At 54.8% G+C, this 24,073-nt stretch carries 24 protein-coding genes, 2 tRNA genes and 3 pseudogenes; 18 read left to right on the plus strand and 11 right to left on the minus strand.

The features are described 5' to 3' along the window. From FH061_RS25840 to FH061_RS30725, 3 genes and pseudogenes are all read right to left on the minus strand, one after another. Positions 1–167, minus strand: a pseudogene (locus FH061_RS25840) (amino acid ABC transporter permease); the annotation flags it as partial. A gap of 105 nt (positions 168–272) precedes the next feature. Then, positions 273–1,178 carry a transporter substrate-binding domain-containing protein gene (locus FH061_RS25845; RefSeq protein ID WP_151638717.1) on the minus strand — a complete coding sequence of 302 codons (906 nt, stop codon included), beginning with the start codon at positions 1,176–1,178 and terminating at the stop codon, positions 273–275. Between the two features lie 223 nt (positions 1,179–1,401). After that, the gene (locus FH061_RS30725) at positions 1,402–1,671 is read right to left on the minus strand and encodes a hypothetical protein (RefSeq protein ID WP_192805263.1); all 270 of its coding nucleotides are present in this window, start codon (positions 1,669–1,671) and stop codon (positions 1,402–1,404) included. 33 nt (positions 1,672–1,704) lie between these two features. Between FH061_RS30725 and FH061_RS25850 the strand changes: the two genes are divergently transcribed. Beyond that, the gene (locus tag FH061_RS25850) at positions 1,705–2,610 is read left to right on the plus strand and encodes a transporter substrate-binding domain-containing protein (protein WP_192805264.1); all 906 of its coding nucleotides are present in this window, start codon (positions 1,705–1,707) and stop codon (positions 2,608–2,610) included. Between the two features lie 8 nt (positions 2,611–2,618). Here FH061_RS25850 and FH061_RS25855 read toward each other — a convergent pair whose 3' ends face one another. Both FH061_RS25855 and FH061_RS25860 read right to left on the minus strand, forming a co-directional pair. Further along, positions 2,619–4,010, minus strand: a complete 1,392-nt coding sequence (locus FH061_RS25855; RefSeq protein WP_151638719.1) for a sigma-54-dependent transcriptional regulator — start codon at positions 4,008–4,010, stop codon at positions 2,619–2,621. Beyond that, positions 4,003–5,925: a sensor histidine kinase gene (locus FH061_RS25860; RefSeq protein ID WP_151638720.1), complete on the minus strand. Its 1,923-nt coding sequence runs from the start codon at positions 5,923–5,925 to the stop codon at positions 4,003–4,005. Before FH061_RS25860 ends, FH061_RS25855 begins: the two co-directional genes overlap by 8 nt. Positions 5,926–6,270: 345 nt before the next feature. Between FH061_RS25860 and FH061_RS25865 the strand changes: the two genes are divergently transcribed. Continuing rightward, positions 6,271–7,290, plus strand: a complete 1,020-nt coding sequence (locus tag FH061_RS25865) for a LysR family transcriptional regulator (protein ID WP_151638721.1) — start codon at positions 6,271–6,273, stop codon at positions 7,288–7,290. A gap of 194 nt (positions 7,291–7,484) precedes the next feature. Here FH061_RS25865 and FH061_RS25870 read toward each other — a convergent pair whose 3' ends face one another. After that, a complete protein-coding gene (locus FH061_RS25870; RefSeq protein ID WP_151638722.1) occupies positions 7,485–8,549 on the minus strand; it encodes an MFS transporter in 1,065 nt (354 codons plus the stop codon). Positions 8,550–9,277: 728 nt separating this feature from the next. Then, complete coding sequence (locus tag FH061_RS25880) at positions 9,278–9,580, minus strand: helix-turn-helix domain-containing protein (RefSeq protein ID WP_151638724.1); 303 nt, start codon at positions 9,578–9,580, stop codon at positions 9,278–9,280. A 416-nt stretch (positions 9,581–9,996) separates the two neighbouring features. Here FH061_RS25880 and FH061_RS25885 point away from each other — a divergent pair, with 416 nt between their 5' ends. The 11 genes from FH061_RS25885 to FH061_RS25935 all read left to right on the plus strand — a co-directional run bounded on the left by FH061_RS25885 (position 9,997) and on the right by FH061_RS25935 (position 18,576). After that, the gene (locus FH061_RS25885) at positions 9,997–10,488 is read left to right on the plus strand and encodes a hypothetical protein (RefSeq protein ID WP_151638725.1); all 492 of its coding nucleotides are present in this window, start codon (positions 9,997–9,999) and stop codon (positions 10,486–10,488) included. Then, positions 10,485–10,994 (plus strand): hypothetical protein, encoded by a 510-nt coding sequence (locus FH061_RS25890; RefSeq protein WP_151638726.1) that lies wholly within the window; start codon positions 10,485–10,487, stop codon positions 10,992–10,994. Before FH061_RS25885 ends, FH061_RS25890 begins: the two co-directional genes overlap by 4 nt. 395 nt (positions 10,995–11,389) lie before the next feature. After that, the gene (locus FH061_RS25895) at positions 11,390–11,890 is read left to right on the plus strand and encodes an HAD domain-containing protein (protein ID WP_151638727.1); all 501 of its coding nucleotides are present in this window, start codon (positions 11,390–11,392) and stop codon (positions 11,888–11,890) included. A gap of 66 nt (positions 11,891–11,956) precedes the next feature. Next, on the plus strand, positions 11,957–12,157 hold the full coding sequence (locus FH061_RS31670) for a BPSL0761 family protein (protein ID WP_151638728.1): 201 nt from the start codon (positions 11,957–11,959) through the stop codon (positions 12,155–12,157). A 157-nt stretch (positions 12,158–12,314) separates the two neighbouring features. Further along, a complete protein-coding gene (locus FH061_RS25905) occupies positions 12,315–13,337 on the plus strand; it encodes an SIR2 family protein (protein ID WP_151638729.1) in 1,023 nt (340 codons plus the stop codon). A 9-nt stretch (positions 13,338–13,346) separates the two neighbouring features. Continuing rightward, a complete protein-coding gene (locus tag FH061_RS25910) occupies positions 13,347–15,101 on the plus strand; it encodes an ATP-binding protein (protein ID WP_151638730.1) in 1,755 nt (584 codons plus the stop codon). Positions 15,102–15,347: 246 nt separating this feature from the next. Beyond that, positions 15,348–15,665, plus strand: coding sequence for a hypothetical protein (locus FH061_RS25915; RefSeq protein WP_151638731.1), 318 nt, complete (start codon positions 15,348–15,350; stop codon positions 15,663–15,665). Between the two features lie 27 nt (positions 15,666–15,692). Then, on the plus strand, positions 15,693–16,082 hold the full coding sequence (locus FH061_RS25920) for an HIT family protein (RefSeq protein WP_151638732.1): 390 nt from the start codon (positions 15,693–15,695) through the stop codon (positions 16,080–16,082). Between the two features lie 493 nt (positions 16,083–16,575). Continuing rightward, positions 16,576–17,151 carry an HNH endonuclease gene (locus FH061_RS31285; RefSeq protein WP_225984900.1) on the plus strand — a complete coding sequence of 192 codons (576 nt, stop codon included), beginning with the start codon at positions 16,576–16,578 and terminating at the stop codon, positions 17,149–17,151. A gap of 156 nt (positions 17,152–17,307) precedes the next feature. Further along, positions 17,308–17,637, plus strand: a complete 330-nt coding sequence (locus tag FH061_RS25930) for a hypothetical protein (protein WP_151638733.1) — start codon at positions 17,308–17,310, stop codon at positions 17,635–17,637. A gap of 108 nt (positions 17,638–17,745) precedes the next feature. Then, positions 17,746–18,576, plus strand: coding sequence for a DNA/RNA non-specific endonuclease (locus FH061_RS25935; RefSeq protein WP_151638734.1), 831 nt, complete (start codon positions 17,746–17,748; stop codon positions 18,574–18,576). Positions 18,577–18,641: 65 nt separating this feature from the next. Here the strand turns inward: FH061_RS25935 and FH061_RS25940 are convergent. Continuing rightward, positions 18,642–18,717: transfer RNA gene (locus FH061_RS25940), tRNA-Arg, on the minus strand. Between the two features lie 311 nt (positions 18,718–19,028). On the opposite strand from FH061_RS25940, the pseudogene FH061_RS31900 reads away from it, so the two are divergent. The 4 genes and pseudogenes from FH061_RS31900 to FH061_RS25955 form a co-directional block, all read left to right on the plus strand. Then, positions 19,029–19,226: pseudogene (locus FH061_RS31900) on the plus strand (hypothetical protein); the annotation flags it as partial. A gap of 43 nt (positions 19,227–19,269) precedes the next feature. After that, a complete protein-coding gene (locus FH061_RS25945) occupies positions 19,270–19,902 on the plus strand; it encodes a DUF1326 domain-containing protein (protein WP_151638735.1) in 633 nt (210 codons plus the stop codon). Positions 19,903–19,945: 43 nt separating this feature from the next. Next, positions 19,946–20,743 (plus strand): DUF2182 domain-containing protein, encoded by a 798-nt coding sequence (locus FH061_RS25950; RefSeq protein WP_225984895.1) that lies wholly within the window; start codon positions 19,946–19,948, stop codon positions 20,741–20,743. 163 nt (positions 20,744–20,906) lie between these two features. After that, complete coding sequence (locus FH061_RS25955; protein WP_151638736.1) at positions 20,907–21,680, plus strand: DNA/RNA non-specific endonuclease; 774 nt, start codon at positions 20,907–20,909, stop codon at positions 21,678–21,680. A gap of 47 nt (positions 21,681–21,727) precedes the next feature. Here the strand turns inward: FH061_RS25955 and FH061_RS25960 are convergent, their stop codons facing one another. Further along, positions 21,728–22,363, minus strand: coding sequence for an alpha/beta fold hydrolase (locus FH061_RS25960; protein WP_151638737.1), 636 nt, complete (start codon positions 22,361–22,363; stop codon positions 21,728–21,730). Between the two features lie 321 nt (positions 22,364–22,684). Here FH061_RS25960 and FH061_RS31905 point away from each other — a divergent pair. Continuing rightward, positions 22,685–22,864: pseudogene (locus tag FH061_RS31905) on the plus strand (hypothetical protein); the annotation flags it as partial. A 75-nt stretch (positions 22,865–22,939) separates the two neighbouring features. Here the strand turns inward: FH061_RS31905 and FH061_RS25965 are convergent. Both FH061_RS25965 and FH061_RS25970 read right to left on the minus strand, forming a co-directional pair. Next, positions 22,940–23,016 (minus strand) — tRNA-Arg (locus FH061_RS25965). Between the two features lie 631 nt (positions 23,017–23,647). Further along, complete coding sequence (locus tag FH061_RS25970; protein WP_318841050.1) at positions 23,648–23,983, minus strand: hypothetical protein; 336 nt, start codon at positions 23,981–23,983, stop codon at positions 23,648–23,650. Positions 23,984–24,073 lie beyond the last annotated feature (90 nt).

Here is a 24,073-nt window from a genome sequence, read left to right on the forward strand (position 1 = left end):
AGGGTGCGCAGGGTGCCGATGATGGCGCCGAGGATCAGGGCCATGATCCAGGCCAGCAAGGCGGTGGCCAGGGTCCAGTACAGGCCCGACAGCAGCGTGTCCATGTAGGTGCCGACCGCGTCGGGCGACGGCTCCCAGAAGATGCGCCAGTTCCAGTTGTAGTTCATAGGGTTTCTCTTGGTTGGTGCGTCGATGACGAGCCGGCTTTCGGGGCGGCCGGCTTATCCGTTCCTGCGCCCGCCGGGCTCGTCATCCCGGATGAAAGTCAGTGCTTATTTGTATGCGGCCGGTTCGCCGGAATCGGTCGGCTTGGCAATCACCTTCTTCAGTTGCTCGCTCACCGGCCAGTTCAGGTTCACGCCCTTGGGCGGAATCGGCGACTGGAACCACTTCGCATAGATGCGGTTGATCTCGCCGGACTTGAACACGCCGGTGATCGCATCGTCGACCACTTTCTTGAAGCCCGGATCGTCGCGGCGCATCATGATGCCGTAGGGCTCGAGTTCAAGAGCGTCCTTGGTGATCGCATAGTCGCCCGGCGACTTGGACGTCGCGGCCAGCGAAGCCAGCAGGATGTCGTCCATCAGGAAGGCCACGGCGCGGCCGGTCTCCACCATCAGGAAACCTTCGGCATGGTCCTTCGCCGAGAGAATGTTCATGCCGAGATTCTTCTCGGTATTGAGCGCCGTCACCTGGCGCATCGAGGTGGTTCCGGCGGTCGACACCAGGGTCTTGCCCTTGAGGTCGTTGATGGAACTGATGTTGGAAGTCTTCTTGGCCAGCAGGCGGTTGCCCGACACGAAGGTGGTCGGCGCGAAGGCGACCTGCTTCTGGCGCTCGACGTTGTTGGTGGTCGAACCGCACTCCAGGTCGATGGTGCCGTTGGCCATCAGCGGGATGCGGGTGGCCGAGGTCACCGGGTTCATCTTGACGTTGAGCTGGGTCAGGCCGAGATGTTTCTGGATGGCCGAAACGGCTTTCATGCACAGGTCGATCGAGTAGCCCTGGTAGGACTGCTTGTCGTCCAGATAGGAAAAGGGAATGGAAGAGTCACGCACACCGAGGGTGATGGTGCCGCTATCCTTGATTTTCTTGAGCGTGGCGCTTTCCTGCGCCTGTGCGGCTCCCGCGACGAGTCCTGCGCCGATCAGGGCGGCGAGCAAGCTGGTGACCTTCATGACTTCTCCTTGAATGAGCGTTACGGGTTGTACGTAGACGCATGATTGCGTGTGATTGCGTATGATCACGGTTCGAATGTCGCAGCGATACTGCAACCGGATCGAATGCTAGGGGAACGCGCGGGGTGGAATCCAATGCTTTGTTGGCATCTGGCGATGCAGAAAACGCATCGGTCGGCGGGCGAGTTTCGAAGGCCGCACTCAGGGCGAAAAGGCGTGTGGATCACCGCACCTTTTTGCACCACGCAGGCGCACTAATGTAGGGAAAGCCATTAGAAATCAATGCCTTGGGGATTGCCGCCGCAAGCGATGCACTGCGGGCGCGGATCGTGCCGACGCTGCTGGCGGCGGCTTCATGCCGGCGAAAAAAATTTTGCAAACCGCCTCTGCGATGCGTGAAACCTTGCACCAGGCGGCTGCGACTAGGCTGACTGGATGGCTTTGCCAACATGTTGGACATCTGGATCGATATCTTTGGTACAGTGCCGACCAAGACTCTCCTGCCATCCCTTGTCTACGACCCAGCATGAAACCTGCCGCCATTCTTGTCAGCCTGACCATCGCCTGCATGCTCCCCCCGCGCGCCGCTGCGCAGGAGTCGCCGACGCTGCGCAAGATCCAGGAAACCGGCATCATCACCATAGGCTTCAGCGAAGGCACGATCCCCTTTTCCTATATCGACCGCAAGCCGCAGCCGATCGGCTATTCGATCGACATCTGTTCCCGCATCGTCGACGCGGTCAAGGCGAGGCTGGACATGCCTTACCTGCAGATCAAGTACACGCCGGTCACCAGTGCGAACCGGCTGTCCGTGATCGCCAACGACATTGTCGACCTGGCATGCGGCACGTCGACCAACAATGCCGAGCGTCAGAAGAAGGTGGCCTTCACCGTGACTACCTTCGTCGCTTCCGCCAGTGTCGTCGTCAAGCGGCGCAATGATATTCGCGATGTCGGCGGGCTGGCCGGCAAGACCGTCGTGACCACCGCCGGTTCCACCAGCCTGGCGTCACTGGTGGCGCTCAACCGCTCGCGCGGGCTTAACTTGGCGATTGTCGCGGCGCGCGATCATGTGGCCTCCTTCGCCATGCTGGAAGCCGACCGTGCCGCGGCGTTCGTGATGGATGACGTGCTGCTGCACGGTTTCGTCGCCAATGCGGATACGCCTTCCAACTATCGCATCCATCATCTCGGGCTGTCGGTGGAACCCTATGGCGTGATCCTGCGCAAGAACGATCCGGAGTTCAAGAAGCTGGCGGATGAAGCCATCGTGAGAATGTTCAGGAGCGGGGAGATGACCCAGCTCTATCACAAGTGGTTCCAGTCGCCGATCCCGCCGAACAATGTCAATCTCGGATTTCCGATGAGCGCCGCATTCAAGAAGCTGATCGCGGAGCCGACCGACTCGCCCAACCCCGACGATTATCGATAGGGACGGCGTCAGCCGTCGCCGTCGGCCAGCGGCCGGTATTGCTCTATCGCGATGCCGTGACGATGCAGCTTGTCGTACAGGGTTTTCTTGGCGATGCCGAGCGCTTCGCAGACCGGCATCGGCCGGCCCTGATATTGCCGGAGCGCCTGTTCGATCAGCGCCTTTTCAACGATATCGAGCTGCTGGCTCAGCGTCAGCGGCGGAGCGCCCGCCGACTCGCCGCCATGACCGCTTGGGTCGCCCAGCCCGACCGGCCCGCCCGGACCCGCAAGCCCGAGCACATAGCGGTCGGCGACGTTGCGCAGTTCCCGTACGTTGCCGGGCCAGTCTTCCGCCATCAGCCTTCTGACGTAATGTCCGTCGACCATCGGCGCCTCGCGGCCGTACCGCACCGCCGCCTGCAGCACGAAATGCTCGAACAGCATCGGAATGTCTTCGCGCCGGTCGCGCAGGGGCGGAAGCGCCAGCACCGCCACGTTGAGCCGGTAGTACAGGTCGCTGCGGAATTTATGCTGTTCGCTGAGTTCCCGCAGATCGGCCTTGGTGGCCGCCACGATGCGGAAATCCACCGCGATCTGTTCGTTCGAGCCGAGGCGCTCCAGCTTGCGCTCCTGCAGCACCCGCAGCAGCTTCACCTGCAGCGCCATGGGCATGCTTTCGATTTCATCGAGCATCAGGGTGCCGCGGTTCGCGTGTTCCAGCTTGCCGATGCGGCGCTTGCCGGCATTGGTGAAAGCGCCCGCCTCATGACCGAAGATTTCGCTCTCGAACAGCGAGTCGGGAAGGCCGCCGCAGTTGAGGGCAACGAAATTGGCATCGCGCCGCCGCCCGTGGTCATGCAGGCAGCGGGCGACCAGTTCCTTGCCGGTGCCGGTCTCGCCGATGATGAGCACGTCCGCCGAGGTGTCGGCGAGATTGAGCACCTGCCGCCGCAGCGCCTGCATCGGGGCGGAATCGCCCAGCAGCACGGCATCGATGCCATGCTTGTTTTCCAGCTGCCGGCGCAGCAGGTCGACTTCCACGGTCAGGGTGCGCTTTTCCAGCGCGCGCCTCGCAACTTCCACCAGGCGCTCCATCGCAAACGGCTTCTCTATGAAATCGTAGGCGCCTTCCTGCATCGCCTGCACCGCCATCGCGACATCGCCATGGCCGGTAACGACGATCACCGGAATCGAATGGTCGAGAGCGATCACATGACGCAGCAGGCCGAAGCCATCCATTTTCGGCAGCCGCACGTCGGTAATGACGATGCCCGCGAATCCGGCCGCAAGCCGCGGCAAAGCGTCTTCCGCCGAGGCGCAGGGAAGCACCTCGAAGCCGGACAGCTCCAGCGTCTCGGTGACGCTGCTGCGCACCGAGGGATCGTCCTCGACGAAGAGGATGGTGAAACCCTCAAACATGTTGCATTTCTCCCATGGATTTGAGATCGAATTCGAATACCGCGCCGCGCTCGTCATTGCGGGCGCGCAGCACGCCGCCAAACTCCTGCACGATGCCCGAGGAAATCACCAGGCCGAGCCCGAGTCCTTCGCCCTGGGGCTTGGTGCTGAAGAAGGGTTCGAACAGGTGCGGCATGGTGTCGGCCGGAATGCCGGCGCCGCTGTCGGCGATGCGCACCGTCACCCGGCCATCCTTGTCCTGCGGCTGCGTCGCGATGGAGAGCGTTCGCCGGGCGTCCGCCGGCAGGTCCTGCATCGCGTCAAGGGCATTGGCGATCAGGTTGATGAGCACCTGTTCCAGCCGGTTGGCGTCGCACAGCACCCGCAGCCGCGGCGCAATTTCCACGCTCACTTCCGCCTGGGCCGAGCGCACCCGGCTCTGCAGCAGAAACAGCGCATTGTCGACCGAATCGGCCAGCACCACCGGGCTCAGGGTCAGCGGCGCCTTGCGGGCAAAGGATTTCAGCTGCGAGGTGATGCGCCCCATGCGTTCGGTCATGGCGCTGATGGCGTCGAGGTTGTGGCTCAGTCTGTCGCTGTTGCCGCGCTGCAGCGAGAGCTTGGCGTTGTGGGACAGCGAGCGCAGCGCGGTCAGGGGCTGGTTGATTTCATGCGTGATGCCCGCCGCCATCTGGCCGAGCACCGCCAGCTTGCTGGCCTGCACCAGTTCATCCTGCGCTTCCCGCAGCACATGCTCGGTGCGCTTGCGTTCCACGATCTCGCGCCGCAGTTCGGCATTGCGCGAATTCAGCTCGGCCGTGCGCTCATGCACTTTCAATTCAAGCTCGTCATGCGCCTTGCGCAAATCCATCGCCGCCTGCGCCTGGATGCGCGCCACCCGCCGTCGCTGCACGATGTACAGGCCGAGCAGTCCGAGAAAGGCGGTGAAGGCGCCGGCGCCGAAGCCCGCGTAACGCGCATTGCGCGTCACATCCGAGGCGTCCGACAGGGTGACGATATGCCATCCCGTCCTCACCATGAAGCGATCCTGCGTCATGAATCTCCTCTCGGCGAGGGAAGGGTTGGAGCGCGGCAGCCGCACTAGGTGGTTGCCGTGTTCCAGCAGGCCCTCGATCACGATGCCGAGCGGAGCGATGAGCTGCGATGCGCCATCCTGCTCCCGCCCATGCCTGACCTTGCGCAGGGCCGAAATCAGCGGCGTGGTCTGATATTTCCACTCCGATACCGACGATATGACGATCATGTCGTTGGCATCGACGACCAGCAGCTTTTCGCTTTGGGGATGGCTGAGCGAGGCGGCCCAGGTCGATTCGACCGGAGCCAGGCTGATCTTGACCACCGCCACGCCGACCACCTTGCCCTCGCGCCGGATCGACTGGGCGAAATAGTATTCCGGCGACTCCAGGTCGATGTTCGGGGCGAAGAAGCCGGCCTGTCCGTCCTCGATCGCGCGCGCGAAGTAAGGCACGTCCGACAAGTCCTGCCCGACCAGGCTCTCCGGCTGGAACCAGTTGCTGGCGGCGCGCACGATACCCTTGTTGTCAATGGCGAAAATGGCAATGGAGCCGGCGCGCACATTGAGGCTGGACAGGCGGCGATTGGCCTTGCGCAGCAGCTGCGGGTCATTTGCGCCGCCCAGCAGCGCGAGAATGTCGGGGTCGAGTTCGAGCAGGCTGGGAAGATAGTCGTGCTTGCCGAGTTCGCTTTCGAGGCCGGCGGCATACAGGTCGAGCTGATGGACAGAGACTTCATCGAGCGCATCATAGCCCTTGCGCTGGGCCCATTGATACGCCGGCCAGGCGGCTGCCAGGCTGAGCAACGCGATCGCCAGCCAGGCGGCGAAATTCGGCATGGCCCGCTCTTTGCGCACGCGCGCTGCGTTCACTGTTTTTTCCGGCCCGGCTTCGTCTTGCATATGCGCTGCTGTGTTGATTCATTGGCACTGCCCGCGTCCATGAAGGAGGCGCGGGCGGATAGGCGGATGACACCGCCGTCAAATGGCGTTCACTATACACGCCGGCACCTCGCGGCGGGATGTACCGCGCGGCCGATACGCAAGTAGCATGCCTTGTTGGCCGCGGGCCTGGCTCGGCCCTGGCGCGGCGAAAAAGCGGCGCTGGTGTGGAGATCTGCACGCGATAGCCGCCCGGCGTGTGGTTTGCCGCCCATCGCGGCCCGCGTGGCGGAGTGCGTGCGGCGACAGGAGCAACTGGCACGCTTCCTGCACCGACAGGCCAAGACCAACGCCGGAGCCGATCGCATGGAAACCAAATGGCTGGAAGACTTCATCTGCCTCGCCGAAACCCAGAGTTTCAGGCGCGCCGCCGACGCGCGCCACGTATCGCAGCCGGCGTTTTCCCGGCGCATCCAGGCGCTGGAAGCCTGGCTGGGCGCCGACCTGGTCGACCGCACCGCGCTGCCCACCCGGCTGACCGCCACCGGCAAGGCATTCTACGAGCAGGCGCAGGACATGCTCAGCCAGATCAACGGCGTACGCGCGGAGATGGGAGCGAAGAAGCCGGCGGTCCAGACCGCCATCGATTTCGCGGCGCCCCATACGCTGTCGCTCAACTATATGCCGCAATGGCTGACCGCGGTGCAGCAGGGCTTCGGCAATTTCCCGGTGCGGCTGCTCAATCAGAACGTGCACGATGCGGTAATGACCATGGTCGACGGCGGCTGCGACCTGCTGCTGTGCTACCACCATCCCCGGCAGGCGGTGCAGCTCGACACCGGGCGCTATGACATGCTGGTGCTTGGGCGCGAGATGCTGCGTCCCTATGCCCGGCGCGGCGCGGACGGCTTGCCTGAATATTCATTGGCCTCGATGACGGAGGGGCGACCGGCGCCGCTGCCTTTCCTGTCCTACTCGCCCAATACGTTCTTCGGCCGCATGATCGAACTCATTCTGCGCCAGACCAAGTGCACGCTCGCCTTCGACAAGCGCTATGAGACGGACATGGCCGAAGGCGTGAAGATGATGGCGATGCAGGGGCAGGGCCTCGCCTTCCTGCCGCAATCGATGGTGGTGGGCGATGTTGCGGATTGCCTGGCGGTGGCTGACGGCGGGCGGCCTGAATGGTCGGTGACCATGGATATCCGACTGTACCGCGAACGGCCCACCGCGACGCGGCCCGGGAAACCAACCGTCTCGCGCCTGTGGACTTATCTGGCCGACCGCGACAATGCCTTGCCCGGCAGGGACAGCCGGCCGCGCGACATGCCGGACAGCCAGCTGTCCGCATATGGGCTCGGCACGGAGTACGCCGGCGCCAGCTGAGCCTGGCATGTCGAGGCATTGATGGCGACGCAAGCTGAGAGCGGATAGCAGGCGAATGGTCGGTCGCCCCGGTCCGTCTTGGGCACACGGCAGCCTTGTTCGTTGCCGGCGCGGCCCGCCACACAACGGTCTTCCCGTCTTGCCCTGCATCCCAAGACAGACCGACTCTTCCTTACACTCATCTGCAATCCGCTTTAAATTCCTGGCTGCCGCGCCAGCCTGTGCTGGAAAGCCGGCGAGCGCATCGCGATCAGCGATCCGAGCAGGATGGCGCCGCCGCCGCTGGCGAGCACCAGCACGGCGCTCTGGTGCCGGTCGAGCAGCAGGCCGCCCAGGATGCTTGCCGCCGGAATCGCGAGATAAGAGATCAGGCGCGTCACGCCGATGGTGCGTCCCAGCAATCCGCTCGGCACGACGCGCTGCCTGAAGGTGAAAAAGGTCACCACCACCACCGACTGGCAAGCCGTCGATATTGCCCAGATCAGCGACATCGCCAGCGGCCCCGTCGCCAGGCAGGCCAGCAGCGCAAGCGCGCCCGCCAGCGCACAGCAGGTGACGATCAGGGCCGCTTCATCGAAACGGTTCATCAGATGCGGCGCAATGAATGAACCGGTGACCGCGCCCGCGCCGATCACGCCGTAATACAGGCCGATGTCTTCCTGCGCAACGCCGTAGATGGAGGAAAAGATGAAGACCAGGTTGGCGCCGATCAGCGCGAGGCCGAAGTTGACGCAGAAGAAAAGCAGCGAGAAGGTGCTCAGGTTCGCATCCCCCAGCACATAGCGCAGGCCATCGGCGAGTTCGCGCAGGATGCCGGTCCGGCGAATGCCGCTGGCCTGCGGCTCTCGCGAAAGATAGATCAGCGGCAGCGAGAGCATGAAGCCGGCGCCGCAGGCGAGCAGGAGCATTTCCTTTGAAGTGAATGCAAGCGCGGCGGCGACCAGCACCGGGGCGAGTACGCGAATGAGATTGTCGGCTGCATTGATGAATGCGTTGAAGCGCTTGAGGGAGTCGGCGGCAAGAATTTCCGGCGCATAGCTCTGGAACATCGGATGATGCGTCGCGCCGACGCTGGCCAGCGCGAAATTCAGCAGCAGAAGTGCGGCCGCAAGCGTCGTGCCCGTCGATACCTGCAATGCCAGGAAGATCGCTGCCGCGATCACAATGCTCATGCAGTCGCCGGCCAGCAGGAAACGGCGTTTGCTGTAGCGGTCGCTCCAGACGCCGGCGAAGGGTGTCACCAGGATGAACGGCGCCATGGCCGTGAAGTAGTTAGCTTTATACCTAATTTCTTCTCAAATCTTGTCAAGCTCTATCTTGAATATTGCCCTGTGACGATGTTGTGCAATAGGCTGTATTTTGGCGGAGGTTGTTATGTATGCATAACGCTGACAGGACATTGCAGTCTTAGGATGGCTTTGAAGAGAAGTGAGCATGAACGTCATTATTAGGGCAGAAGAGGATAAACCTACCTTTGCGCTTATCAGTCAAGAAGGGTTTAACCACAGTTGAGCGGCTTGCTCAATGCTGACAGGAAAAATGCGAACTTATGTTTCAGTCAGTACCGCAAAGGTACTTGTTTATAGTTGCATGAATGTCTACGGCCTATGCCAATTTGCAAGGTTTTTTCCAGACTTCAATGTTGAAAACTGGTCTGATAGCAGTAATAAAATAACAATTTTTCGCCTAACCTATAAGTTTTTTTGCTCCTCTACCCAAACGTTTACCTCGGCTAACTTCCACCTCAGCATCTGCGTCCCAGGTATATGCATCCTTGGAGGCACTGTCCACGGTCGGCTCTTCATATTCTTCCTGATGGTCTCCGGCCGCTTCCCAAGAAGCGCAGCAAGCTCATAAATATCTAGATAATTTGTCATCAACCGCTCCATAGCGGCTTAATGAAGGTAGGTGCCGCTTGAACGGTATAGGCAGAATTTTTATTTTCTAGTCTGACGCGCCTGCAGTTGTGACCTTCCCGGACCGAAGGTCAGGATTCTTTTGGCTTCTTTCTAGGTCCCTTCGGCAACGACCTTGGCAGAACCTCTGTAGCTGGGTCGATTGGACGAAAAAACTCTATTGCGTCAACTTTGAGCGCGTCCGCAAGCCTCGCGATACTAGCCAGCGACAAATTGCGTACTTCCCGTTCTACATCGCTTACAAAAGTGCGGTGCAGGCGTGATGCATCTGCAAGGTCTTCTTGCGAGATACCTTTTTGTACCCGAATGATTCTGACGTTGTGAGCAAAGCGCGCGCGGAGCTCAGCTTCTTCTTTTTCTATAGGCGTGGTCATAGCCTATGTAGCATCTAGTATTACATTCTTTGCGTCTACAGACTGGGGCAAGACATTGTTTACGGTTCCACTGTTTAGTATTACACTGTTTGTACGACATAACTTTTCTGGCATTTGTAGCTCCTTGCTCATACCGACAGCTAATTCGCAACGATTTATATAGCAATCGTATACGTGACGTACCTAGTAATTTAGCTGCGAAGCATAAATTCGGTATTAACTGATTCCAAAGGGGCTTCAAAACTGAGCGATTGCTGTCAGCTTTTGCTAACTGAAATTTAAGACCATTCGCTCACTTTGCTAGGAAGTTGCCGGCTAGCTGTCTATTGGGAAGGCTACAAACCTTCTCTTGAACCCCTAATAGGAAACGCCTTGTTCAATAGGGGCGACGAACCTATACGAAGAATTGAGATGAAATGACGTCCACCGAAAAACACAAACGCAGGCTCTTAGCTTTCGCCGTAGAACCGAAGCAAATGCCAATTGAGGTCCTAACCTTTCTCGAAGATGCACTGGCTCAGTACAAGAACGGCTCGATATCAAGCCGTGACGAAGACAAGCTTGAGGAGTTTGTCGGCGCATGGATTCATGATGTTCGCCAGGAACATCCTTCCGCGCACTTGAGTTTGTTCGCAAGACTATCGAATGAGCTTACGTTTGTTGTCCTTGCGGAGCTCGATTACCTAGTGCGAGAAGAGCTGAAATCTAGGCGTCTTGGCTATCAAACATATGGGCCGCAAGTCCAACACTTCTTTGAACGAGACCGGCTAAAGCACATAGGTCCGGATTTTCTGCGCGCGATGCTTCGCCGCAAATCCCTGCTTGTTATGGCGGAGGGCGACCTGACCGGTCCTCTGTCTGCAATATCAAAGCTGTTCGAGCACAGTGTTGAGGAGGCATATTCATGAGCACCCTAAGTTCAGATGAAGACATAAATCCCTTGATAGCGCAGTTTGAAAGCAAACCTTTTCAGCACTTTTTTGCATCGCAGATGGAGCACGAAACTCTAGCTACCCTTGCTAAAAAATTGTCTGATTGGAAATCGGAAAAGCTCGTTGGGCAAAACAGGGCCGAAATCGAAGAGTTTGCTTACTTCTGGGCCACGAGATTACTGAGCACCACAAAACCTGCCTTTTCCGACAAGTTCGCTGCGCCTAAGTATGGCTATCTTTTGGTCCTGCTCGGTATCGCTGAACTCGAATATCAAATTCATCAAGAATTGGTTTCGCGACAGCTCGGATACCGTACCTACAAAGAAGATGACATCTTTGAATTCGAGCGCATAAAAAGGCTCAACCCCAACCTTCTTCGGACGAGCTTGAATTACGACGGACTTGGCGTCGTCGCCGAGGGTGACTTGAGTGGAGTAATGGCTTCCATTGAGAGATGGCTAGACGAGAAACTTGAAAGCTAGAGATGAGCACAACTGAACAAAGCAGTGACGGCCCGAATTTCGAACAAGTGCCCACAGACTTCCCCCGCCCCTGCATATTGAGCTCGCTAGCTGGTGCCCACTCCAAGCTCGCTCTCGTGCATTACAACGGCAAGTTCTACTCGCCAGGTTGTACACCGCCAGAGATTTGGCAGCGATGGGACATCTGCGAAGACCTTGCAAAGCAGTTCGTTGCTAGATGCCGAGAAACTGAGACTGGCAAATACGCTCACCTCTCTCGCGCCGAAATTCTCGGCCAATACTTCGAACGGTCTCTGAAAATGCGATGGGGCTCAGACGACGAAATGCGTTGGGTTTCCCGTCGGACGGCGCAGCTTCTCGGTTGGCCTACTCCTAACATCTGACGCAGCACCAGTATGGATAAGCCTCTTACTGCCGACAAAATCCTCTACTTGGACTTTGATGGCGTCCTCCATCACGAGAACGTTTTGACACACCCGTACCGTGGCATCTATATTGCCGCGCCCGGGCGCACACTATTTGAATGGATGTCTATCCTCGAAGACTTGCTAGCCCCTCATCCGGACGTCGCCATCGTATTGTCGACATCATGGGTACTCGGTCGTAGCTTTGACTTTGCAAAGTCGCGGTTGAGTCCATCGCTCCAGAAACGAGTCATCGGAGCAACCTTCAACCACCGTCTCATCCGCAAAGACGAGTTCTCGCTTCTCTCTCGTGGTCTACAGATTGCAGAAGACGTTTCTCGTCGTGAGCCCAAGTCTTGGTTTGCGCTTGATGATGAACACGTGGGCTGGCCTACCTGGTGCCGAGAGAAACTCATCCGCACCGACGGCGCTGTAGGTATAAGCGACCCCGATGCCCAGCACGCGGTGAGGACAAGGCTCGACGAGATGTAAATAACATATCTGCCAGCTCGACCGTTGCCGTTTTGAATAAAACGTCGATATCAATAGAGACCCATCGTGACTACACCTGAAGAGCGGACTCGAGCCGTTGTAGATACTCGAGAATTCTTGGACTGCCTTACCTGTCCTGTCCGTACCCCGGGCATACCGCATGAAATACGTGACCAAGCGCGGAGGCTTCTTCGGCACTACCCCTTTGCAACAGATATGGAGTTGGCCGCCTTTGCACTTCCACAATGGTTCGGTATAGCCAGCTAAACTATCGATTTGAAGGCTCACTTTCCGTCGAATTTTTGAAATTCTGCCCAGAAGCATATGAAATTCTAGGTTGCATTTTATGGACTAGTGTTGGTTATCTTGCATTAGGGAACATGTATAATTGCCAATATGATTCAGAAAAACACTGGAATTTCGGATGGAGATACTTAAACTTTCGCAACGAGTAGCGCAAGACTGTACATCGCAAGTGCCCGTTATCGTTCTTGGTAGCGGAGCGTCGGCACCTCATGGAATTCCAGGGATGGGCGCGCTGGGAAAACACTTGGCGAGCTCGGTCATTGCAGATAGCTTGGGAACTATTGACCTGAAGGGCTGGGACGATTTTAAGGACAAGATTCAGACCTTGGACCTTGAGTCAGCACTGACTGAGGTAACCCTCTCACCTAGCCTTACACAACATATTGTTCGTACCACTTGGACCTACCTGAACTCTGCAGACATTGCAGTATTTCAGGAGATAACTGGCAACAGAAAGCTTCTCCCACTGACCAAACTGTTTCAGCATCTCTTTAATAGCACAGCAACTGAACTTCAAGTTGTAACGCCCAATTACGACCGGCTCGCTGAATATGCTGCTGAAGCTGCTGGCTATTATGCTTACACCGGGTTTAGTTTTGGAATGCTTGGGAATCGAGCGGAAGTACCGAAAATTACTGTACGTGGCAAGCCACAGCGAACGGTGAACGTTTGGAAAGTCCACGGTTCCTTCAGTTGGTTTCAGGACCGAGATGGCGTTGTAGTATCGCTTCCGCCTTCAACAGGTTATTCGACTGAACTTGAGCCATTAATTGTTACTCCGGGTATCGAAAAGTATCGACGGACACATGGAGAACCATTTCGCACGACCATGCAAAGCGCTGACAGGGCGATTACTGATGCGGGCGCCTTCCTTTGCATCGGATACGGTTTTAATGATGAACATTTGCAACCGTTACTTGTACAGAGATGCAATTCCCGGAAAGTTCCGCTTGTGCTACTCACCCAAAAAATAAGTGATAAAGCACATGAGTTTCTTCGAAGCGGGAAGTGCCAAAGGTATTTGGCAATGGAAGAATGTGAAAGAGGAACAATGGTCTTTTCGAATGAACGACCGGAGGGAGAAGAATTGCCGGGTCGCTCAGTATGGAAACTTGATAAATTTCTTGAATTAATAATGTGAGGGTGGCTGATGGGTATTCTTGCCTACGATGATGATGAAGCTTTGGGCCGCGTTCGCGCCGTAGATACGACAATGGTCGTTGTGAATGTAGACGACACCGAAAGACTTCGAAAACTGCAAGTGAATCGGCTTGCCGTACTGCAGAGTAGCCGTCCGGGTCAGCACCTCATCGGGATTATTCAAAAAATCACTCGCACTGCAATCGACGCAAAAAACGGAACGACAGAAGGTTCGGATGACGAGATACTTGAACAGAACTCGGTTCGGATTTCTCTGATTGGTACCCTTGTTGATAAGGTCGGCGATAAAGTTAATGTGTTTCTCCGTACCCTCGAGACAGTTCCAGAAATCGACGCGTACTGCTTCTCATTAGAAGGAAAACGTCTCACAGATTTCATGCGTGTCGTGGCAAATATTGCTGGAGATGGCCAAAAGCTATCGTTGGGGCACTACACGCTGGATGAGAATGCAGAGGCTTACCTCAACGGCAACAAGTTTTTTCAAAGACATGCCGTTATCGTGGGTAGCACTGGGTCGGGAAAATCTTGGACAACTGCGAGAGTACTGGAACAAGTTGCGGCCTTGAGTAATGCTAGCGCCTTGGTCTTCGACATCCATGGCGAATATTCACCGATGCGCGGCCCCGGCATTAAGCACTTCCGCATCGCCGGTCCTGGTGACCTTGATGCTGGTGCCACGTTAGACAACGGTGTGATTTTCATCCCTTACTGGCTGTTGGGCTATGAGGCCATGACCTCGATGTTTGTCGATAGGTCGGACCAAAATGCACCGAATCAAGCAATGGTCATGTCTCGTGCCGTTGTCAATGCCAAGCGCAAATATTTGACTGATGGGGGGCACAGTGAGGTCCTTGCTAACTTCACTGTCGACAGTCCAATTCCGTTTAGCCTCGATGAAGTTATCACCGAACTCAATGGGCTAAACGTTGAGATGGTTGCAGGGGCAAAAACCGGAACTGAGAAGCAAGGCGAGTTTCACGGCAAACTAAGTCGCCTCATTCAGCGCCTGGAGAATAAGCGAACCGACCGGCGTCTTGGATTCCTATTCCAAGGTAATGTCGAAACAATGGAATATGAGTGGCTAGAGCGCTTAGTTTTGGCACTCGTCGCAGGAACAAAGGACCAGACAGATGGGACTGGCGGGGTCAAGGTTATCGATTTTTCCGAGGTGCCTGCTGACATCTTGCCTCTTATCGTAAGCCTCATTGCTAAACTTGTGTTCGCAGTCCAGCAATGGACCGTTTCAGAAAGGCGACACCCTGTTGCATTGTTCTGCGACGAAGCTCATCTTTACATACCTGAAAGCCGCTCTTCCGGTGCGGCTGGTGATATTTCTGTTGAAATCTTTGAGCGCATCGCGAAAGAAGGGCGTAAATATGGCGCTGGGTTAGTGGTAATTAGCCAGAGGCCGTCGGAAGTTAATCGAACGGTTCTTAGCCAATGCAATAACCTGATTGCCATGAGACTGACTAATGGGGATGACCAAGCAGTAGTGAGACGCCTTCTGCCGGATAGCCTCGGCGGCTTCGGAGACCTGTTGCCGGTTCTCGATACGGGAGAAGCTTTGGTGGTTGGAGATGCAAGTCTGCTGCCTACTCGGATTCGTGTCATGGAACCGACACAGCGGCCGAATAGTGGAACTGTGGATTTCTGGGAGCGGTGGGGCGAGGACAAACACGTACGCGGCCATTTGGAAGCTGTCGAGGGATGGCGGCGCCAGTCTGTACAAGGCTTGCCCGTTTGATAGGCAATCGAGCATAGAGAGGTCTGCCAAATTGCATCTGATGGATAGGTAGATGAGGCATAGCTTGGTTGCCTCTTCCAATAGTTTGCCGAGCACGACCACTTGAACTTGAGGACTTGCTGGCCCTGCGATGAAATCGACAGCTTGGTCACAAGAACGACTATCACGATGCAGTGGCCGACAGCCGATAGATAGCAGCCGTATTCAGTAGCACGCCCTCTTTCTTTTTTTGAAATACAGAACCAAATGATTCAGTACCCAGACATCGAAACCTTCCTCCAACACCTTGTTAATGGTATCGAAAGCGGTCAATACACCAAAGCGACTTTCCCCAAAGCGCTAGACGAGCAGGGTTGGAAAGTGGCCACATCAGACTTGGTCGGGAAAAATTCCGCTGTCAAAGAATCTCTGATTGAGCCGTTGCAGTACATCGGTGTATTGCCCGCAAAATCTACGGGCAAGGCATTTACCCATGACGACCTTTCAAAAGGAATTGCGTCTAGGCTTGAGCTTATCAAGTTTGCAAAAGCGCATATCAAAGACTTTACTTCAGTTCAGCACTGAGTCGTTACGTATTGCACGCCGCTTCCCATGACAAAGGTTACTTGCCCATTCTGCGCGCTATCGTCCGAACGAGTCCTTGGAGAAAATGACCATGCTCTCTGGATTCGTGACGGCTTCCCGATATCACCGGGGCATAGCCTTATCATACCGAAGCGGCACATAGGGTCGTTTTTCGACACATCTGAGGAAGAGCGTCAGGCACTGCTTGCGTTGCTAGACGAAGCCAAACAAGTAGCCGCGACCGAGTTCAAGCCAGACGGCTACAACATTGGAATCAATGATGGACCTGCAGCCGGCCAGACCGTGCCGCACCTCCATATACATCTGATTCCAAGGTATGCAGGCGATATGGCGGACCCTCGCGGCGGTGTCCGCTGGGTAATTCCAGAGAAAGCCGATTACTGGTCAAAACGGTAGTAACGTGCCAGCCATCGTTCCGCCTCCGAGCCCCGAATCGCAGCTCGCCTTTTTGTCGAAGCTCCAGCGCCTATTTGCTGAGGGTGACTTCACTGCGACGTACAAGTACGCATTGCTCATCTCCTTGGCTGACCTTGCCGTTGAACTTGGTGCCGACGATGGACGAGAGCTACTGCTCACGACCCGGCAGATTGGCGAGCGGTTTATCCATTTGTACTGGCGTCAAGCCACACCGTACGGTACTGGAAGACCAAGTACAGAACCTAACATCCTTTCCCAAAATCTCGGTGCTCAAGCGGCAGTTGTATCAGCTATAGCTAGTTTCCGTGCGGAGTGTGCCACAGCCTCGCCTCAGGCAGCCAAGACGGCTCCTGGGTATAACCGGCTGCTTTCAGACGTCACCAATACTGTTTCTGCTCAGCCCCTGAGCTATCTGCAAAACTTTGGTGGTGGAACTGACGAGTTCCTCTACGAGAGAGCTGGCAATGGGAGGGTGCGCCTCAAGCCAGGAGTAGGTTACTGCTTGCGGCGCTTCCAACCGCTCGTACAACAGCTTGCGCGAGCACATTGGATTGGACACATCAAGGGAAATCAAAGGAACTTGCCTATTCTTGGCGAAGCGGATGACCTGGAGGCATTCCTGTTTGAGACATCTCGCCAGTCACTCGTACAGTTAGGGGCTAGCCTACGAAAGCTTGAGGGTGCCAAGTGCTTTTACTGTCGGGGCGGTCTCACTGATGCGGATGTCGACCATTTCATTCCTTTTTCCCAGTATCCGCGAGACCTGGCTCACAACTTCGTTCTAGCGCACCCTAGCTGCAATAGAAGCAAATCTGACACGTTGGCCGCTCGTCCGCACCTGGAGCGTTGGGTCAAACGCCTAGCCCTACGGTCTGATGACATTCAAAACATAGGCCTGGATGTTGGAATGGTTGCCGATGCTGCAGTCAGTAGGCAAGTAGTAGCTTGGGGCTACACCGGAGCAGTGCAGAGTGGCAGTCGCGCCTGGTATTCGCCGAACCAGTATGAAGTCGTCGACCAGAGCTACAGCATGCTTTTTGCAAGTTAAATCCTTGCTAAAAACTAGCGCAAACCCTATTGGCGGCGCACTCTCACTGTCCCGATAAAAATATTTTCCAAATCGTGGTGCGATTTTGAAGTTTGTGCCTATACGAAACAGAGCGATGAAAAGCTCTTTTCACTTTTTGACAATAGGACATAGACCATGAACACCGCATTTGAAGTACTTGAGGCCCAATATCGCACCGCACGCTACAACTGCCGCCGAGCCAAACAGGCGTTGGATGCACTTAGCCCAGAGTTCCAAAGCAAACTTAAAGCATATGAGCATCTTGATAATGCCTTGACTTCCTTGGATAGACTAGAACTTCATGATGACTATGCTCAAGCACGGCCTGTGTTAGAGAGGTTGAGGGACATGCTGGATAATCTCTTTCCACCCTACAATGAAGCAAATAAGGCATATAAGGCCGCGGTACATGCCGAGGAAGAGTGCAGAAAGCGCCTTGACGAGGCTGAGCGTGCCGCAAGTTGAGACGTCATTTAGCTAGTACATGATTGACAAGGGCAGGTCGATGCTGTGATACCAAATCCAAGGTCCGGCCCGCCTACTGCCTTCTGTTGGAGGCAGTAAAATCGCGGAATGAAAAAAGCACTTCTCGCACTGTCACTTGTAGCCTCCTTCTCAGCGTACGCAAAACAACCAACGCTCCTTGATGAGCTGTCGCGCCTCCTTCAAATACCGGAGTCAAAAGCTCCGGCCGACGTTTCCAGGGGCACCAACCAGCCAACCGACTTTCGAGCCTGTTCGCAGTTCTTTGCGAACGGCGCGCCGCCGGTTGTTCCTCATGCCCAGCAGCTCAAGCCCCGAGAGCTCTGCTACGACGCTTTCGCAGTACTCCACTCAGGCTCCTCGAAGACCCCTGTCTTCGTAGCGGAACGCCTTAGCCGCGCGCAGCTCGAGAATGACAAGTCGGGCAAACGCAGTGACAAGTTCTTTTCTGATGCCAGGTTACCCCGCGGTGAGCGTGCTGAGCTTGATGACTACAAAAACAGCGGCTACTCACGTGGGCATCTCGCCCCAGCTGGAAATATGTCGACCCCCCAAGCAATGGCGCAAAGTTTTTCTTTGGCAAACATGGTGCCGCAGGCACCAAAGAATAACCAGAAGCCCTGGAATGGCATTGAGGAAGCGACGCGAAAGTACGCATTGCGGGCAAAAGGCGATGTGTACGTCATCACGGGCCCGGTATTTGATGGCAGCCCAAAGACGATTGGTGACAATCGGGTGTGGGTCCCCAAATACCTCTACAAGCTGGTCTACGACGCGGCTACGGGGCGCGCGTGGGCGCACTGGATTGAGAACAATGATGACGCGCGTGCTGGCAAGCCAATTAGCTACCCCGAGTTGGTTCGAAGGACGGGCATTGAGTTTCTACCGAAGGCGAAGATAACCGGGCAGGCTGAAGAGTGAAATGCCTCCCAAGGCGTTGCAGCTTTCTAATTGCTAGCCTGTTGGCAAGCAAATACGGCGAAATATGGTGCGCTAGTACGAATCGAACCTACAACCCCTTGGTTCGTAGCCAAGTACTCTCTCCAACTGAGCTACAGCCGCGAAGGACCTGACTTATAGTGGAGAAGCAACTTTCTGGAAGATGGCAGAAGCCTCTTTCCATCAAACGATGGTTATAGAACGTTCAAGAATTCCGCCAAGGGGAAAAGCAGTCAGCACCTGCTTGTGACGCAGCCGCACCCATGGTCACCGATAAGCTCTACTTTGATGGACAACAAGCGGACCCATGCGGTGAAGCCTATATTAAGCTGTAAAGGATTTCTATTCTGGCATTGCACGTTAAAGGAGCTTGCCACGGAACTAGAATCACATTCCCGGCTTGCCTCGCGGTATCAATATAATTCGGTGCTGACCCGAGAACCTGTCCGGGCAGATATCTCGGACTCGAAGAAATAAAAATAGTCGTCTCCATGCTGGTCAAGAACTTCGACATTGCGGAAATTCAGACGTCGGACGGAAAGGAAGTGGAAGAGAAGCTTACATTCAACATGGGTCCGGTAGGGCTTCGCATGAAGGTCATGCAACATGGACAAGAGCGGGTGCCAGGTTAATTTTCCTGGCAATTTTATTGGTCTGTCGAATAGGAGGCCTATCATGGCCCAGAACAATTGGCGCCTCGAAGGCGAATGGATAAAGAACTGCACATGTGCATATGGTTGCCCTTGCGATTTCAATGCCAAGCCAACGCTGGGCCATTGCATGGGGCTCGCAGGAATGCGAATCGCCAAAGGGCACTTCGAGAACGTTAATCTGGATGGGTTGAGTTTCTTTGTCGTCGTCCATTTTCCAGGTGCCCTGCATGAAGGCAACGGCCAGCTCCAGCCAATTATTGATGAAAAAGCGAACGAGTCGCAGCGCGATGCCCTATTCAAGATTATGTCCGGACAGTTCTCGAAAGAAGGGACCCTATTTCATATTTTCAGCATCATTGTCACCAAGATGCATGACCCGGTGTTCGCTCCAATTACCTTCCAGTTCGACAAGGACGCGCGAAAAGCGCAGCTAAATGTTCCAGGCGTATTGGTCACTAGCGTCGAACCAATCAAGAACCCGGTAACAGGAGCTGAGCATCGCATCAAGGTCGTTATGCCAGAAGGATTCGAGCATATCGAGGGTGAAGTTGCCTCAGCAAATATTCAGAGCACCGGAGCAATACCATTCCAGACACAAGCTACGCATAGCACACTAGCGTATGTTGTCCAGACACCCGATGGTGTTGCTGCGTAACTCATCGGTACTTTAAGGGTAATTATTCGTCCGAGGCTTTACCGTGGCAGGCACCTCATTTTTCGAGACCATTGCACAACGTGACCGCATGGTGGTTAGTTGCGGCTTGTTGCTGGTAATTGGGTTGTCATGGGCATATCTACTCACTGGCGCGGGCACCATGGAGGAGATGGGCGGTATGTTCATGCCGATGAGTCCAGAGATTTGGACTCCCGGCCACGCATTGCTCATGTTTGTCATGTGGGCAGTTATGATGGCTGCAATGATGCTACCCAGTGCCTTCCCGATGATACTGTTCTATGCAATGGTCGACCGCAATCGACGTGTCAAGTCGGGCCAGAGCTCTGGTCCTCGCACAAGTGTATTTGCTGGCGGTTACCTCATTTGCTGGCTTGCGTTTAGCCTGTTTGCTGTGACACTCCAGTATGCACTTAAAAAAGCAACTTTGCTGTCTCGCATGATGGAAACGACAAGTGTGATTCTAGCGGCTGCAATTTTTGTCGCCGCTGGAATATATCAATTCACGCCGCTAAAGCAGGCATGTCTACGCAACTGTCGCTCCCCGCTTGATTTTGTGGTCAACCACTGGCGCGAGGGGCGACTTGGGGCGCTGATAATGGGCATTGAGCACGGGATTTACTGCACCGGATGCTGTTGGATGCTGATGCTGCTGCTTTTTGTTGGTGGTGTAATGAACCTTGCTTGGATATCTGGAATAGCCATTCTTATACTGGTTGAAAAGTTTATGCCACTGGGGCACTGGATAGGGAAGGCTGCCGGGATTGTACTTATCCTTTGGGGTATTGGCGTTTTCATTGGGAGGCTGCAGTTACCCAGCTAAATGCAGGTGCTTCAGGACTTGGCGGGAACCGGATTGGATTTTTCAAGATGAGCTGCACAGATAGGTGGAGCGACATCTAGCGGGCGTCATGTTGCAATTTGATACCAAAAATTGGCAACCTGCCACACTCGCTTAAAGGGGTTGAATCGGTAGAATCGCGAGCATGAAAACCGTCATCCTCGCTGCTTCCCTTCTAGTTTCGTTTTCTGCATACGCCAAGCAGCCGGTTGCAATAATAGAGTCTCGGAGTACTGCTAACTTTCGGGCATGCCCTCAATTCTTTGCTGGAGCAGCATCACCGCGTGTCAACAAGTCTTTTCAAGTACCTCCTCGTGCTCTGTGCTACCAATCATTCGCGGTCTTGTATTCAGGCGTATCAAAGACGCCTGTGTTCGTCGCTGAACGACTGAATAGAGCGCAGCTTGAAGAGGCAAAAGACGAGAAGCGGACCAACCGGTTCTTTGCAGATGCGCGGCTAAGGAAGGCAGAACGTGCTGAGCTCGAAGATTACAAAGGGAGTGGACTGGATAGGGGGCACATGGCACCTGCGGGTGATATGCCTGATGCTCGCGCGATGGCTCAAAGCTTTTCGCTTGCGAATATCGTCCCACAGGCGCCGAAGAACAATCAGAAGGCCTGGAACGGGATTGAGCAAGCAACGCGCAAGTACGTTATGCGCGCCAAAGGTGATGTCTACGTTATCAGCGGGCCAGTCTACGAAGGCAAGCCTAAAACGATTGGCAACAGTAAAGTCTGGGTGCCCAAATACCTCTACAAGCTAGTCTATGACTCGGCGAACGGTCGAGCCTGGGCGCATTGGATTGAAAACACGAATGATGCTCGTGCTGGCCGGCCCATTACCTACGAGGAATTGGTCCGACGAACCCGCATTGAGTTTCTGCCGAAGGTAAAAGTAATTGCGTCGCCCGAAGCATAATCTCTACAAACAGCGCCGCCGCAATTTTTAACCTTTGCATTTTGAAGTTATGCGCCGCGACATATGCCGTTTTGCACTGAGTAGGTGTCGCGTAGCCTCTTGGTCCAACCAACCTGAGCAATAGTGTTCCTGATGATTTCTATAACTTCGTAATTGAGGAGAACTTCGTAGTGGTTGGATGCCACCTCGACCACTGATATATCCTCCCTGTGCCGCATTGATTCATGTGTCACAACACCATCATTTGCGGCGGCCATAAAGGGCGAGTGCCCCTCCGTTGTCAACACGTTGACCCATGGAAGGGACAACGTGAATTCGTGGCCTTGGAGGATAGGCTGACTCAGCGGCTGGATATCCTTGACTACTTTGCTAAAGGGTAGAAAGAACTGAACCACTTCAGCCGCCTTGCTGCCCCCGTATGGTGTGCTCAGCGTTACCCCACCCACCACTTTCTCGGCCAACTCATTTGCCAAGTGAAGGGCGTGGATACCGCCTAAAGAATGAGCAACAAAAAAAAGGTTGTCGAGATGTCCTATGCCATCGAGCATCGCCTGATGATTGCGAAAGAAACCATTCTGGCTTTCGTACTCCAAAACAGTTGACTCGTATTGCCAGAGCTGCGAGCGGATGAAGTTGAAACTGTTGCCAGATTGGTGATTACCATGGATATAGACAAGATTCATATTGCAGCCTTTTCTGTGAACGTAAGACTCCACGCACAGCGGTTACTGCATGCGATAGCCATTGAAACATAGAATTCAATCTACGCTGCATTGCAGCAAATGACTACTTTTATATGGTTATGAACCGTATCACGGAGACGCATAACCACCACTTCAGGTTCCAAAAAAGTTGCGGGAATAGAACATGGCTTATTGATTCTGACCAATTTTTCGGTTTGAGTTGTGGCCGCTACTAGGCACTTTGATAGAGCTATTTATTGTCCATACGCTTCAACGCAACCCGCAAGAACAGCACCTTTGCAGTCAATCCGATGAGTATGAATTCCGAAACATCTCTGTAAGCTCGTCTATGACGCAACTACGCAGCGCACTAGGGCGCACTGGATTGAAAACAATGACGACGCACATGCGGGGAAGCCTATCAGCTATGCTGAGCTTGTCCGAAGGACGTGCATTGATTTTTTGCTGAAAGCGAGGATAACCGGCCAGGCCGAAGAGTAACGATGTGCGTTTAACAATGCGTACTACGCAGGACGCGTAGAGTTGGGTTGCTCACAAACGAATACTGCTGAAAGGTGGCGCGGCTGGCAGGAATCGAACCCATTACCCCTTGGTTCGTAGCCAAGTACTCTATCCAGCTGAGCTACAGCCGCGCGGAGGATGCGCATAATATCCGAAATGCAACTCGGTTTCTAGTCCTTTTTCTATACCAGCATTTCTTGGCATCGCACTGTTTCTACAGACGTCCCTATGTCGGAGGTGCTATCGGCCTTTTCAGTGACGTAGTTAGATAGAGTTGCAAAATTGACATATGCCATCATCCCCTACATCCATTTTCGGATTTTTCCGATAGATGCCCATATGAAATAGTCCTACAATTTACCTATCTATTAACTATGTTCGAGTGGACTATGGGCAGCAAAATCGAGGTCTGCAGTACACTGACGTGTGGACGTCCCTTTCAAGTCAATGAGTTTGCGAAGACGTACCTCCAGCTAATAGACCCAGGACATATTACATGCCCGCACTGTGGGACTTTGCAGGCTGGTGACCCAGAATCAGTTTTTATGACGCATGCCTTGGCTGCACACGAAGAGACACGGCACACGAAACTAATGGCAGAAAGGCTGTAAAAAATCTTGGCTAGCGCATTTGCATCAAACGCTAGTAAAAGAGGGGGGTTCGGCTCGGATGCATCGAGCAAATCCAATACAGCGGTTCTCATCCTTGCTTCGAAACCAATGGCCGAAGCTGGCCGGCCACTTTTCTTATCGGTTCGGCTATTTACTTACCGGCATCTGCAACACACTTCTTCATAAATGCATCCTTCGCTGCACCTGCGAGGGGCTTGCCATTTTTCCCTACTGCTTTGCTTTCGCAGGCGGACGACGCGGAGCTCGTGTCATCAGCTTCGCACTTCTTCATAAAGGATGTCTTTGCCGCACCAGTAAGTGGCTTACCATTCTTGCCGACTGCCTGAGATTCGCAACTGGAAGGGCCAGATGCCGATGCAGCAGGAGCTGTCATTTTCGCCGCAGGTGCCGCTGCGGAGCTTTGAGCAAATGCTGTGGTTGTCAAAAGCAGTAATATCGCGCCTGCAGAGATTATCGTTTTCATCATTGTTTCGCTCAGAAATCAGGAACATGGCTTCTGGCCTTAACCACTTTGACAATCATTTGGTTGATATGAAAACAATGTATGGCTGATTTG

Origin of the sequence: Noviherbaspirillum aerium, from assembly GCF_008929045.1 — a bacterium.
Classification (GTDB): Bacteria; Pseudomonadota; Gammaproteobacteria; order Burkholderiales; family Burkholderiaceae_D; genus Noviherbaspirillum; species Noviherbaspirillum aerium.

Bases quoted from the DNA above. Each gene is read 5' to 3' on its own strand.
- FH061_RS25845 (WP_151638717.1), bottom strand. From the start codon at position 1,178: ATGAAGGTCACCAGCTTGCTCGCCGCCCTGATCGGCGCAGGACTCGTC.
- FH061_RS25850 (WP_192805264.1), top strand. From the start codon at position 1,705: ATGAAACCTGCCGCCATTCTTGTCAGCCTGACCATCGCCTGCATGCTC.
- FH061_RS25855 (WP_151638719.1), bottom strand. From the start codon at position 4,010: ATGTTTGAGGGTTTCACCATCCTCTTCGTCGAGGACGATCCCTCGGTG.
- FH061_RS25860 (WP_151638720.1), bottom strand. From the start codon at position 5,925: ATGCAAGACGAAGCCGGGCCGGAAAAAACAGTGAACGCAGCGCGCGTG.
- FH061_RS25865 (WP_151638721.1), top strand. From the start codon at position 6,271: ATGGAAACCAAATGGCTGGAAGACTTCATCTGCCTCGCCGAAACCCAG.
- FH061_RS25870 (WP_151638722.1), bottom strand. From the start codon at position 8,549: ATGGCGCCGTTCATCCTGGTGACACCCTTCGCCGGCGTCTGGAGCGAC.
- FH061_RS25880 (WP_151638724.1), bottom strand. From the start codon at position 9,580: ATGACCACGCCTATAGAAAAAGAAGAAGCTGAGCTCCGCGCGCGCTTT.
- FH061_RS25885 (WP_151638725.1), top strand. From the start codon at position 9,997: ATGACGTCCACCGAAAAACACAAACGCAGGCTCTTAGCTTTCGCCGTA.
- FH061_RS25890 (WP_151638726.1), top strand. From the start codon at position 10,485: ATGAGCACCCTAAGTTCAGATGAAGACATAAATCCCTTGATAGCGCAG.
- FH061_RS25895 (WP_151638727.1), top strand. From the start codon at position 11,390: ATGGATAAGCCTCTTACTGCCGACAAAATCCTCTACTTGGACTTTGAT.
- FH061_RS25905 (WP_151638729.1), top strand. From the start codon at position 12,315: ATGGAGATACTTAAACTTTCGCAACGAGTAGCGCAAGACTGTACATCG.
- FH061_RS25910 (WP_151638730.1), top strand. From the start codon at position 13,347: ATGGGTATTCTTGCCTACGATGATGATGAAGCTTTGGGCCGCGTTCGC.
- FH061_RS25915 (WP_151638731.1), top strand. From the start codon at position 15,348: ATGATTCAGTACCCAGACATCGAAACCTTCCTCCAACACCTTGTTAAT.
- FH061_RS25920 (WP_151638732.1), top strand. From the start codon at position 15,693: ATGACAAAGGTTACTTGCCCATTCTGCGCGCTATCGTCCGAACGAGTC.
- FH061_RS25930 (WP_151638733.1), top strand. From the start codon at position 17,308: ATGAACACCGCATTTGAAGTACTTGAGGCCCAATATCGCACCGCACGC.
- FH061_RS25935 (WP_151638734.1), top strand. From the start codon at position 17,746: ATGAAAAAAGCACTTCTCGCACTGTCACTTGTAGCCTCCTTCTCAGCG.
- FH061_RS25945 (WP_151638735.1), top strand. From the start codon at position 19,270: ATGGCCCAGAACAATTGGCGCCTCGAAGGCGAATGGATAAAGAACTGC.
- FH061_RS25955 (WP_151638736.1), top strand. From the start codon at position 20,907: ATGAAAACCGTCATCCTCGCTGCTTCCCTTCTAGTTTCGTTTTCTGCA.
- FH061_RS25960 (WP_151638737.1), bottom strand. From the start codon at position 22,363: ATGAATCTTGTCTATATCCATGGTAATCACCAATCTGGCAACAGTTTC.
- FH061_RS25970 (WP_318841050.1), bottom strand. From the start codon at position 23,983: ATGATGAAAACGATAATCTCTGCAGGCGCGATATTACTGCTTTTGACA.